Source organism: uncultured Microbulbifer sp., from assembly GCF_947489355.1.
GTDB lineage: Bacteria > Pseudomonadota > Gammaproteobacteria > Pseudomonadales > Cellvibrionaceae > Microbulbifer.
The window spans coordinates 117,817-129,422 of sequence record NZ_CANLDD010000006.1 but is presented as its reverse complement, the minus strand read 5'-3'; the positions used below and the strand labels follow the sequence as shown (position 1 = coordinate 129,422).

10 protein-coding genes are annotated in these 11,606 nt (G+C 49.8%); 6 read left to right on the top strand and 4 right to left on the bottom strand.

From position 1 onward, the window contains the following. Positions 1-87: 87 nt before the first annotated feature. Positions 88-1,746, bottom strand: a complete 1,659-nt coding sequence (locus Q1A48_RS04945; protein WP_299942020.1) for an acyl-CoA dehydrogenase family protein — start codon at positions 1,744-1,746, stop codon at positions 88-90. Positions 1,747-2,733: 987 nt separating this feature from the next. Here Q1A48_RS04945 and Q1A48_RS04940 point away from each other — a divergent pair. From Q1A48_RS04940 to Q1A48_RS04915, 6 genes are all read left to right on the top strand, one after another. Beyond that, positions 2,734-3,417, top strand: a complete 684-nt coding sequence (locus Q1A48_RS04940) for a response regulator transcription factor (RefSeq protein WP_299942018.1) — start codon at positions 2,734-2,736, stop codon at positions 3,415-3,417. A gap of 1 nt (position 3,418) precedes the next feature. Then, positions 3,419-3,853, top strand: coding sequence for a CsgE family curli-type amyloid fiber assembly protein (locus Q1A48_RS04935; RefSeq protein ID WP_299942015.1), 435 nt, complete (start codon positions 3,419-3,421; stop codon positions 3,851-3,853). Continuing rightward, entirely contained in the window at positions 3,853-4,263 is a 411-nt protein-coding gene (locus Q1A48_RS04930; protein WP_299942012.1) for a curli assembly protein CsgF, read from the top strand. Before Q1A48_RS04935 ends, Q1A48_RS04930 begins: the two co-directional genes overlap by 1 nt. Positions 4,264-4,280: 17 nt before the next feature. Further along, positions 4,281-5,162: a CsgG/HfaB family protein gene (locus Q1A48_RS04925; protein WP_299942009.1), complete on the top strand. Its 882-nt coding sequence runs from the start codon at positions 4,281-4,283 to the stop codon at positions 5,160-5,162. Between the two features lie 349 nt (positions 5,163-5,511). After that, positions 5,512-5,991, top strand: coding sequence for a hypothetical protein (locus Q1A48_RS04920; protein WP_299942006.1), 480 nt, complete (start codon positions 5,512-5,514; stop codon positions 5,989-5,991). A gap of 54 nt (positions 5,992-6,045) precedes the next feature. Further along, positions 6,046-7,224, top strand: coding sequence for a hypothetical protein (locus tag Q1A48_RS04915; protein ID WP_299942003.1), 1,179 nt, complete (start codon positions 6,046-6,048; stop codon positions 7,222-7,224). Between the two features lie 147 nt (positions 7,225-7,371). Here the strand turns inward: Q1A48_RS04915 and holA are convergent, their stop codons facing one another. The 3 genes from holA to leuS form a co-directional block, all read right to left on the bottom strand. Then, positions 7,372-8,376: a DNA polymerase III subunit delta gene (holA, locus tag Q1A48_RS04910; RefSeq protein WP_299942000.1), complete on the bottom strand. Its 1,005-nt coding sequence runs from the start codon at positions 8,374-8,376 to the stop codon at positions 7,372-7,374. A gap of 14 nt (positions 8,377-8,390) precedes the next feature. Beyond that, complete coding sequence (gene lptE, locus Q1A48_RS04905; RefSeq protein WP_299941998.1) at positions 8,391-8,915, bottom strand: LPS assembly lipoprotein LptE; 525 nt, start codon at positions 8,913-8,915, stop codon at positions 8,391-8,393. 81 nt (positions 8,916-8,996) lie between these two features. After that, positions 8,997-11,594, bottom strand: coding sequence for a leucine--tRNA ligase (leuS, locus tag Q1A48_RS04900; RefSeq protein WP_299941991.1), 2,598 nt, complete (start codon positions 11,592-11,594; stop codon positions 8,997-8,999). Positions 11,595-11,606: the final 12 nt, after the last annotated feature.

Below are 11,606 nucleotides of genomic sequence, written 5' to 3'. Positions count from 1 at the left end.
AAGGAACGTTAGTTCCGTACAGACCGCTTTGAGCGGTTCACGATTAAAGCCACCGGCTTTGCCGGTGGATATTTACTAGAAGGTGATTTATACCATCAGTGGGTTTGCGCGAATCAGTAGTGTCTCTATATCAATCCCTTTCGAAAGGCTACCGGTACTGCGCACGCCGTTACTTTCCAGCCGGGATTCTATGAAGGCATTGCTGACCGCCTCATTACCACCCTGGATTAGAAGGTGTGCCTGCATGGTAATGGCCATCTGGTCAACAATATGTCGTGCCCGGTATTCAAACCGGTCCAGATCTGCAAGCTCATTTCGTAGATTTTTGATCGCCTTATCCAGCCTTGCATCCACGCTGAGGCTTTCCTCCATCTCGTCGAGCCAATGGTTCACCACGGCAGGCGTTTTAGTGATTGCACGCAGGACATCCAAAGCCTGGATATTGCCTGAACCCTCCCAAATGGCATTAATAGGAGCATCCCGATAGAGTCGCGCGGTGATAAAATTCTCGATAACCCCATTGCCTCCCAGACATTCCATTGCCTCATAAGCATGATGGGGGCTGCGTTTGCATACCCAGTATTTCCCCACCGCAGCGCCCAATCGCAGCAGCATTTTTTCATGCTCTACCTCCTCGTGATCCATTGCTTTGGCTATCCGCATTGTCAAGGCAACAGATCCCTCGACTTCGAGCTGCAAGTCGGCGAGGACGTTTTTCATAAGAGGCTGGTCGATCAATGTCTGACCAAAGACTTTTCGTTTGGAGGCGTGATACACTGCCTGCACCACCGCTTGTCGCTGGCCTCCCGAGGATCCGGTCATACAGTCAAATCGGGTAATTGCCACCATTTTGATGATGGCATTGACGCCGCGCCCTTCCTCTCCCAGTAGCCATCCAAATGCGCCCCGTATCTCCACCTCCGAAGAGGCATTTGACACATTGCCCGCTTTGATCTTCAAACGCTGTATTTCCAGTGGATTTTTACTGCCATCCGGTCGCCAGCGCGGAACCAGAAAGCAGGACAGTCCTCCGGGGGCCTGTGCAAGGATCAGAAAGGCATCACACATGGGGGCAGACATAAACCATTTGTGGCCAATGAGTTCATAACTGCCATCCCCCATTGGAATTGCGGTGGTTGTGTTGGCGCGCACATCCGAGCCTCCCTGTTTCTCCGTCATACCCATGCCAATTGTCAATGATGGCTTGTCAAAATAGGGGCGGTTACTGCTATCGTATCCCCTGTTGAGAATCTTGGGGACCCACTCCTGAGCAATTTCAGGATTTAGCTGAATGGTCGGTATAGAGGCAAAAGTCATCGTTACCGGGCATCCGTGGCCGGCCTCCAGCTGACTTTGGAGGTAGTTCTTTGCCGCCCGTACCACGTTGGCACCGGGGCCGGCATCAGTCCAAGGCGTACTGTGCAGCCCTTCCGAAAACGCCAGTTGCATCAATTGATGGTAAGAGGGATGGTAGCGCACTAGGTCAATACGGTTTCCGATGCGATCATGGCTTTCGAATAGGGGTCTAAATTCATTGGCAGCGTACCCGCGCTCAATCATTTCCGGCCGGCCGCAGATTTCTCCGTAACGGTGTAAGTCGGATTCGGCCCAGCGTCCTTTATTGGTGTGTACTGCCTCCTGTAACGCCGGGTCACCCGCGTACAGATTATGCCCACAAAGGGGTGGCACCTGATTGTAAACCTGGTGAGTGACAGTGTGCGCAGTTGGGTGAGAGTGATCGATCATAACTTCAGTCTCTGTAGACATCGATAGATGGAGAGGAATCTGGCCAACCTATTAGTGCCCCCATAACGGGTAAAACGCCCTGCAGCATAATGGATCTTGTGTTTAATAAGTAACCAAATGGACCTTAATTTAGCGAAAGGTTATGTTGAGAGTTGAGGGCTGTTGGTTTTGCAGGGTAATGACGTAGTCTCCTGGATATTGTATCCTTCCGGCCAGGTAGCTCAGGATGCCCTCAAGCCTGGTGAAGGTTCTGAACTGGTACCAACCGACTGGTTAGCACTCGGGAAGCTGGATTCATCCTGAAAATCGGGAAAAGCATAGCCGAATCACCTTCCAATCGCTATAGGATTATCAACAGTTGATCCAGAAATTTTGACAATCCGATCATAACTATTTGATACCCCTATTCATGGCGTCATTTTAATACACTAATTCTCTTTATATACCTTCTTTATCTAATTTTAATTGATTGTTTTTGAATAGTATTGTGTGCGCCAAGCTTGCCTTTCTGATCTGTTTTAATCTCTGTTGTGAAAGGCTGTATCAGATATATCTATATGCTCGGTTTTCTCTTTCTCCATCGACATTCAATTTAAGACAGTTTAAGGATATAAAACAAATTTCACCCACTAGTTGCTTGACTTTCATTAAGTGATTTTTTTTTATTATTAGCTCGGTCATACTGATATTTACATGAAATACTCTGATCAATTCCTAGTGCACGATGTATGAGGAAATAAATGACAAAAAATACTTGTTAGTTTCTTGTTCTACCTATGGTAATACCTTGGTATTAATAAATAACTTGCACAATGGAGATGAACACACTTAAGATTGAAATTTTAGTCTGCAAGTTACTTCCTGTTGCAGGAAAGTGTTTGATCGAATAGATTTAGCTCACACTGTAAGATGACCGAGAAGTATCAAGAAGAATTGGCAAGGTAAATAATAAATATCGTAATAGGACTGCACATTGGGGAATCCCAGATGAATTTGCATAAGGATTATGCGCGCCTTAAAGTCATTACTGCAAAAGCGGGAGAAAATCGACCTTCCGTCGTTTTCTTAACTTCCTGTATTAACATTCAAACTTCTATTTTTACTGGAAAAATAGAGGATGAATTTAATATCAGGTGTGTCATATTTCGTCATTCGGAAGTTGATGCCTTTAGGGAGGCGGGTGCCGATTATCTTATTCTGGATTGTGCGGATCTAACGCTCGCAGATCTCGATCAGTTGTTGCGGGAAGTGCACGAGGTGGCGGAGCCTCCCAATATTGTACTGATTAATATCGGCCAGACGGAGGATATGGGTTTTGTGCTTTATTGGGAAAGAGTTCTGGGGCTAATGCCCTCGGAAAGTGAGCCTAAAATCATACTGGAAAGGTTGAAAAGAATATTTTCTGGTGAATACTGGTTTCCAAGAGATGTGCTGCATAACTTTTTGAGGCAACACAGAAAACCAAAAAAATGGTCTGGTAAGACTTACAATTTGACACGAAGAGAACGACAAATATTACAGCTTATTTGTGATTGTCATACCAATGCAAATATCGCGGAAGCATTGTGTGTCAGTGAGCATACTGTCAAGAGCCATCTTTATAAAATATATCGAAAAATTGGTTGTAAAAATCGATTGGAAGCAAGTGGTTGGGCCAGTCAGAATTTATAATATGATTAATGATTTTCGTATCTTTAAGATCCTGTTCATGGTAATTATTTTTTCTTTACTTGCTTTGAGTGGGTTTTCCCAGGATTTGGAGGATCTGGAAGCAGAGGATTCTCTGCTGACAGGGTTGGTTATCGATGACACTGTAAGTGGTATAGGCCATGAATTTTCTCGCTCCCTCTCTCTTTACCTGTCGGCAACATTATCCGAATTTGAATATAATCTGACTGTTCATGAGAGACCTTCTGCCAGATGGGGGAGCGTAGTCTGGGTTACCTATGAGAATAAACAGGTATTTAAAACAATAATATATCCTGGGCGAAGAAGGCTTGCGGAGGTTATAGAGAGTGCAGCTACGCAGATTGACAATAATGTGCGGCAGCAAAAATTACAGGAATTATTCTCTCAAAATCTGGATTTGGCAGGAGAAGAGATCTGATGAGAAAATGGAATTTGTTTGTCGTCGCCTTTTGTTCAGTTTTACCATGTAGTGGTTCGGCTACAGAGCTGATTTACACACCAGTAAATCCCTCTTTTGGCGGGAATCCGTTAAATGGCAACTATCTGTTGAATAATGCAAGCGCACAAAATAGTAAGAGGGACCCAAAGGCCGATAATTCACCATTTTCGGGTATTTCTTCTTTGGACAGGTTTACAGATACTTTAGAATCCAGACTGCTGTCACAGTTGCTTACCGATGTGGGAAACGGTAATGATGGCACTTTGGTTACAGATGATTTTATCGTTAATATTGTCGACGTGGATGGCACTCTGACCATAACCATTACTGATGCTGTTACAGGGGAGGTTTCCGAGATCGTGGTTGTCGGCCTGGATCCTGGAAATTAGCATGTTTTTGTCAGCGGATGGCGCTTTTGTATTTTTTAAGGGCAGCGATGATGTTGTTGAGAACTATTTTTGTTGTCTTGATTTTTTTTATTGGTGGTTGTAGTTTTTTTCAAAAAACCGGCGAGGCCCTATTCGGTCCTGGAAAGCAGAAAGCAACCCTGACTGACAGGATGAGTACCTTCGTGGACTTACTGAGCTTACCTTCTCCAAGAGGAAAGATAGTTGTTGCGGTGTATGGTTTTAGCGATCTGACAGGCCAGTACAGGCCGGCTCCAGCCAGTTCGTTCTCAACAGCGGTTACACAGGGGGCAGCTGCGATGCTGGTGCAGGTTCTGAATGAATCTGGCTGGTTTGTAACCCTGGAAAGGGAGGGGCTCCAAAACCTACTGACTGAAAGAAAAATAATTCGTGCAGCCATAAAGGAGCAGGGTAACATTCCACCTTTTGAACTGCCATCTCTTATGTCGGCAAACATAATGCTTGAGGGTGGCATTGTTGCCTATGAAACAAACATTAAAACCGGAGGTGCAGGCATTCGATATTTTGGTATAGGTATTTCGCAGCAATATCGCGTGGATGAGGTTACCGTCAATCTACGCGCGGTGGATGTGCGCAGTGGCAGGGTTCTCAGTAGTGTTCTCACTAGTAAAAAAATCTTGTCACGTCAGATACAGGGTGATGTCTATCAGTTCGTAGAGTACAAGCGGCTACTGGAGATTGAGGCCGGGACGACAACCAATGACCCTGCACAGCTCTGTGTGTTGTCTGCTATTGAGGCAGCAGTAATACACCTGATCTCCCAGGGAGTAAATTCCAACCTTTGGGCATTACAGGATAGTAGGGAATATCCGGCTTCTGTATTGAGTGAGTATGCTGAAACTCCGATAAAGGTATTATAAATCAACAAGCCTACAACTTACCGGGTTGTTGGTTGGTATGGTTTTACTTTTATTTTATTCCTATTGTCTGTATTGATAAAATCCATTAGCCGATATTTCCTAATCGCTGAACTTTTATGATTAATTTTTTCAATAGGTGTTGTTGCACTTTAACAAGAGATGCTGTTTTTCATAGGTCTGAAAACTTCACTCTTAAATTCACAAATACTCATACAAAAGTCGTATTTTTTCTGTAATAAGGATACAAGAAATACGCTTTCTTCCGATTTATTTCTCTCTCCATTGTTTTTATAGTGACACAGTTGGCGGACCTATGGCGGTGTGTTTCTTTATCTTTTTGGGGTTCTGCATGAGCGCTAGCAATGCGATTGCCTTTTCTGTGTTTCTATTCCTGTTTTCTTTGCCCAGTGTCTGGGCGGATGATCTGGACCACCACGATGAGTTGCTATCCGGCCAGGGCGCATTGGATCTTCTTTTACTTAGGGATGATCCGATTAAAGGGCAGTTGGTTCAGATAGCCCAGATTGGCGACTATAACTCAGCGGAAATCTCCCAGTCTGGCCAATTTAATCAGGCAATCCTGATGCAGGAAGGTTATTCCAATGAAACAGTCATTCAGCAAACTGGTGATGTGAACTATGCGGCCATATCCCAGTTTGGTGGCTATAACCAGGCGGCAGCTATTCAATATGGTACGGGTAATATCGCACTGATCGATCAGGTTGGTCAGAGAAATTCTGCAAATATTATCCAAAATGGGAATGGTTTATTTGGATTTGTCGCGCAGTTTGGTGACAACCACGCAGTGCAAATAGTGCAGTATGACTAATGTGCTGTGTTATTTTCGTTTGTATTTTCAGTTAAATTAGAGGAAGAAACATCCATGAAAAAACTATCACTTGCTGCCGCGATAGCCCTGCTTGCCGGTGCCGGCCAAGTTCTAGCCGATGGTAACGTCGGAGATCAAATACAGTCTGGCAATGACAATGGGGCAAATATAACCCAGTTGGACCAGTCTACAAATAACGCCACTTACCAGTGGCAGGAAGGCAATGACAATCGGGCAAGCGCCTACCAGTCTTTTGCTGACGGCAACTATATTGATCAGACACAAATCGGCAATCGCAATTGGTCGGAAACCGACCAGTGGATGCAGGAGGGCTCTGAAGCCTCTAGCTATCAAGAGGGTGAAGGCAATAGGAGCATTCTGCATCAGTGGGAGGGCTCAGGGAATACTGCCTATGCGGGACAGATGGGCAGCGAGAACACACTGTATATTGACCAGTACAGCCAGTCCAACTTTAACTATGTCGATATGTTGCAAGAGGGCAATGACAATATGTCCGCTCTGCATCAGGAAGGGGATGCGAACTTCTTCACCAGCACCCAGACCGGGGATGGCAATGGTGTGTGGAACAGCACCCGGTATGCGTCTTCAGATGGATTCAATGGCGGTCAGATAGGTGATGGAAACGTGGGAATCGTCTATCAGGAAGGCGCTGAGAACACCGCAAATTTGCTACAGACCGGGGATTTCCACTATCAGGATCTGGCCCAGGTTGGTGTTAACAACCTGGCCACTATCGCTCAGGGTGGTAGCGACAACGCCAGTGTGACCTACCAGGTGGGCGCTGACAATGCTGCCACCGTTACTCAGTTTGACAGTTTCAATTCTGGCGATATGAACCAGTTTGGGAACAATAACACAGCCACGCTGGTTCAAGTGGGTGATGGCAATATGACCGGGTTCTCCCAGAATGGCGATATGAACATCGTCACGATCGATCAGTCCGGAAACAGTAACACTGCACTTGGGTTCAGTGAAGGTGGTTCCAATACCGTGGATATTGATCAAGTGGGCGAGCTGAACCTGGCTGAAATCCACCAGGACCTGGGTGCTGACAACCTGATTGTTGTCTCCCAGAATGGCTTTGAACAAAGCGCACATCTCGGTCAATCCGGCAATGACAACGCTGCTTTCGTGGACCAGTCAAATGGTTTCAACATGGCCAACGTGCATCAGACTGGTACCAACAACCTGGCCACTATTGTACAAAACTAATAGTGTCAGCTATCTGGTAATCATCAACCCCTCCCTGTGCAGGGGAGGGGTTACCTGTTGTTGAGATCTACAATAAACCGCTTTTGGCAGGTACCCTCTATCATGCAAGTCCACGGCCTGGGGCCATAGTATGATAAGTGTCAGCGGTCACAAGCAGTGATAACCACATAGATTCAGAGTGAGTTCCAGCAGGCCAGTCCAGGGAGACTGGTGTGCGGCCCCACCCTTGATTGCAGTGTCAATAGCGCGCGCGCGTAGAAGCAGGGTTTCCAGTTGCCGGGGACTCAGGCGCGAAAGAGCGGACTGTACAAGCGGTTGGCGTTTTTGGATGCGTACCAGGCGTCCCAGGGGTTGGCCCTGCGCAAGTTTATCCCCAATGTCCAGCAGTGAGCGTATTTCCCTGGCCAGTGCCCAGAGTACAACCGGGGGCTCTATACCTTCCGTTCGCAGCCCTTCTAAGGTTTTAATGGATTTTTCAGCCTCTCCAGCCAGGGCTCTATCTATCAGGTCGAACACGCTGTACCGGGCAGAGCTGGTGATACTATGTGCCAACCGCTCGACGGTAATGCGTTCATCGGAATTCAAAAGCTTCAGCTTCTCCACCTCCTGGCTCGCGGCAAGCAGGTTGCCCTCAACCCGTTCAGCGAGAATCTGTATTGCCTCCGGTTCCGCGCTCAGCCCGGCTGTGCTCAGTCGCTGGTTGATCCAACGGGGCATTTCCCCGGCACTCACCGGCCAGACCTGAACAAGTACCCCGTCCTTCTCCAGGGCCTTGACCCACTTGCTATTTTGTTGGGATCTATCCAGCTTGGGGAGCACGATCAGCAGTATCAAATCCTGGCGGGTGCGTTTGGCAAATTCCCGCAGGGCCTTGCTGCCTTTGTCTCCTGGCTTACCGCTGGGCACGCGTACCTCGATCAGTTTTTTTTCCGCAAAAAGGGACATATTGCCCGCAGAGGCGAGTAGTAATCCCCAGTCGAAATTGTGCTCTGCGTGCAGAAGTTCACGCTCACTAAAGCCGTGTGCTTTTGCCGCAGCGCGCACTTGGTCGCAGCACTCTTGCACCTGAAGCGGCTCGTCACCGGAAATAATATAGACCGGGGCAAGCCCCTTGCCGAGGTGTGGTTGCAGCTGATGGGGTGGGATACGCATTGGAGCAGCAACGCCTAGTAGCTTTTGTCTTCTAAGGGCGCATTGGCATCTATGCGGCGCAACCGGTCGATTATTCGGCCGATCAGTTCCCGGCGCATCTCCGCGCGCAGCAAGCGTTCCTCCTCGCCCTTGCTGACGATCTCCGAGACATCCCACACCAGGGCGCGGTAGACGTCCGCCTGGGCCTTATTCAACAGAGTCTCCCCACTGCCAGTACGAATACTGTAAACAGCGCTGGTAATCAGCTCATACTCAGATGCGCGGCCCTCTGAGTCTACAGCGACAGTGAGCTTGCGCTCGGTTTCTGTGTGAATGGTCAGTACATAGTCCGCGTCCATGGGCGATGGCGCAATAGCCACACCACTATTATGCAGCAGGCGGCTCAGTTCCTCTGCGATATCACTGCGCGGATTCTCGCTGAATATATAAATAGTACTGCCCGGAGGGAAATTCTTGGGTGCGCCGCGCAGGTGCCAGCCACAACTGATAACTGAAAAGGCAAACACCAGGGTAATAATTCGGCGTGCGATTTTTTTCATAAACCACCTGATTGAATCGGTCGATCAGAACTTTTGCCAAAGGGAACCGAACGCGCTGTGCGTCCGGCTTTGATTGCAATTTTATTTTGCGACGATATTGACCAGTTTACCCGGTATCACGACCACTTTGCGCACAGTGGCTTCCCCAAGAAATTTCTGCACCTTGTTGTCGGCCAGAGCGAGTTTTTCCAGGGCCTTGTTATCCGCATCTGCCGGTGCGTCCAGTTTTGCGCGCACCTTGCCATTGACTTGTACCACGAGAGTGATGGTTGAGCGTACCAGGGCCTGTTTATCCACCTCGGGCCAGGGAGTATCAATCAGGTCGTTGGTGTTTCCCAGGGTTTGCCACAATTGGTGACAGATGTGGGGGGTAATCGGAGCCAGTAACAGTACGGCGGCCTGCAGAGCTTCGCGCTCAACGGCGAGCCCCTGCTCGCTGTCCCGCTCGGCCAGTTTGCCCACCGCATTGAGCAGTTCCATCACTGCCGCAACGGCCGTGTTGAAAGTCTGGCGGCGGCCGTAGTCATCGCCCACTTTCTGGATGGTTTCGTGTGTTTTGCGGCGCAACTGCTGCTGTCTGTCATTCAAGGCCTGTCGGTCAAATTCGGTCTGACTGGCGCCGGCTGTAACATGGGCATACACCGTCTTCCACAATTTGCGCAGGAAACGGCTGGCCCCCTCGACACCGGCGTTGTGCCACTCGAACGTTTGTTCCGGCGGTGCCGCGAACATGGTGAACAGGCGCACCGTGTCCGCGCCATACTGTTCTACAGCGGCGTGGGGGTCTACGCCGTTGTTTTTGGACTTGGACATCTTTATCACGCCGCCTGAGATAACCGCCTTACCGGTGGCGCGTTCAATGGCTTTGATCGGTTTGCCCTTCTCATCGCGTTCGACATCCACATCGGAGGGGTTGATCCAGGTCTTGTGACCATTTTCCTCCTTGTAGAAGGACTCCGCCAACACCATCCCCTGACAAAGCAGCTGCTTAAAAGGCTCGTCGCTGTTGAGCAGGCCCTCGTCGCGCATCAGCTTGTGGAAGAAACGCGCATAGAGCAGGTGCAAAATGGCATGTTCGATACCGCCGACATACTGGTCGACAGGCAGCCAGTAGTTGGCGCGATCGGGGTCGAGCATACCCTGTTCAAAGTCCGGGCAGGTGTGGCGGGCGTAGTACCAGCTGGATTCCATAAAAGTGTCGAAGGTGTCGGTTTCCCGTTCAACCGGGACGCCGTTAAGTTCGTCCTTACGCCACTCGGGATCGGCCTTGATGGGGGACCGGACCCCGTCCAGCGTCACCTCTTCTGGCAGTAAAATGGGCAGTTTTTGCGCAGGCACCGGGATTTCATTGCCGTTGGCCAGGTTATACATGGGGATGGGTGCGCCCCAGTAGCGCTGGCGGGACACGCCCCAGTCGCGCAGGCGGTAGTTGGTGGTTACGCGGCCCCTGCCGGTGGCGATCAGTGCCTCGGAGATCGCACTCAAGGCCCCTTCAAAGTCCAGCCCGTCAAAACAGCCGGAATTCACCAGCCTGCCTTTTTCGGTAAAGGCCTCCCTGTCCAGATCGACGACCCGGCCATCGGTGGGTTCTACAACCTGTACCAGAGGCAGTCGGTATTTATGCGCAAATTCCCAGTCGCGTTGATCGTGTGCGGGCACCGCCATGACGGCGCCAGAACCGTACTCCATCAATACATAGTTGGCCACCCATACGGACACCTCTTGACCACTGATGGGATGAATGGCCTTCAGTCCGGTGTCCATGCCTTTTTTGTCCATGGTGGCTATATCGGCCTCGGACAGGGACTGCCTTTTGCACTCGGCAATAAATGCGTTCAGTCCCGGGTTGCTTTGCGCCAGCGCCAGGGCGATGGGATGTTCGGCGGCCAGGGAGAGATAGGTGACACCCATGAGGGTGTCCGGACGGGTGGTGTAGACGTCGAAGTGGTCCATACCAGCCACGGTCTCAGGCAGGGCGAAGCTCAGTTCCACACCGCGACTCTTGCCGATCCAGTTGCGCTGCATGGTACGTACCTGTTCGGGCCAGTCTGGCAGTTTGTCCAGGTCGCTGAGCAATTCCTCCGCATAGTCGGTAATCTTGATAAACCACTGTGACAGTTCGCGGCGCTCAACTGCAGTGCCGCAACGCCAGCAGGCCCCGTCCTCCACCTGCTCATTGGCCAGCACCGTCTGGTCGTGCGGGCACCAGTTGACGGCGGCATTCTTCTTGTAAACCAGGCCTTTCTCGTATAATCGGGTGAAAAACCACTGTTCCCACCGGTAGTAGGAAGGCTGGCAGGTGGCTAGCTCGCGGGACCAGTCAAAGCCGAAGCCGAGGGCTTTCAGCTGTCCCTTCATGTAGTCGATATTGGTATAGGTCCACTTGGCCGGAGCGGTCTTGTGCTGGATTGCCGCGTTTTCAGCGGGCAGGCCAAAGGCGTCCCAGCCCATAGGATGCAGGACATTTTTACCCTGCATGCGATGGTAACGGGAAATCACATCGGTAATGGTGTAGTTGCGCACATGCCCCATATGGAGTTTGCCACTGGGATACGGGAACATGGACAGGCAGTAGAACTTTTCCCTGTCGGTGTTTTCCTTAACCTCGAAGCTCTTTTGTGCCTCCCAGAATGCCTGGGCGGAAGCTTCGACAGCAGAGGGATTGTACTGCTCTTGCATGGATTCGAGACC

Excerpts from the sequence above, each read along its gene's own strand:
- Q1A48_RS04945 (WP_299942020.1), bottom strand. The coding sequence starts at position 1,746 with ATGATCGATCACTCTCACCCAACTGCGCACACTGTCACTCACCAGGTT.
- Q1A48_RS04940 (WP_299942018.1), top strand. The coding sequence starts at position 2,734 with ATGAATTTGCATAAGGATTATGCGCGCCTTAAAGTCATTACTGCAAAA.
- Q1A48_RS04935 (WP_299942015.1), top strand. The coding sequence starts at position 3,419 with ATGATTAATGATTTTCGTATCTTTAAGATCCTGTTCATGGTAATTATT.
- Q1A48_RS04930 (WP_299942012.1), top strand. The coding sequence starts at position 3,853 with ATGAGAAAATGGAATTTGTTTGTCGTCGCCTTTTGTTCAGTTTTACCA.
- Q1A48_RS04925 (WP_299942009.1), top strand. The coding sequence starts at position 4,281 with ATGGCGCTTTTGTATTTTTTAAGGGCAGCGATGATGTTGTTGAGAACT.
- Q1A48_RS04920 (WP_299942006.1), top strand. The coding sequence starts at position 5,512 with ATGAGCGCTAGCAATGCGATTGCCTTTTCTGTGTTTCTATTCCTGTTT.
- Q1A48_RS04915 (WP_299942003.1), top strand. The coding sequence starts at position 6,046 with ATGAAAAAACTATCACTTGCTGCCGCGATAGCCCTGCTTGCCGGTGCC.
- holA (WP_299942000.1), bottom strand. The coding sequence starts at position 8,376 with ATGCGTATCCCACCCCATCAGCTGCAACCACACCTCGGCAAGGGGCTT.
- lptE (WP_299941998.1), bottom strand. The coding sequence starts at position 8,915 with ATGAAAAAAATCGCACGCCGAATTATTACCCTGGTGTTTGCCTTTTCA.
- leuS (WP_299941991.1), bottom strand. The coding sequence starts at position 11,594 with ATGCAAGAGCAGTACAATCCCTCTGCTGTCGAAGCTTCCGCCCAGGCA.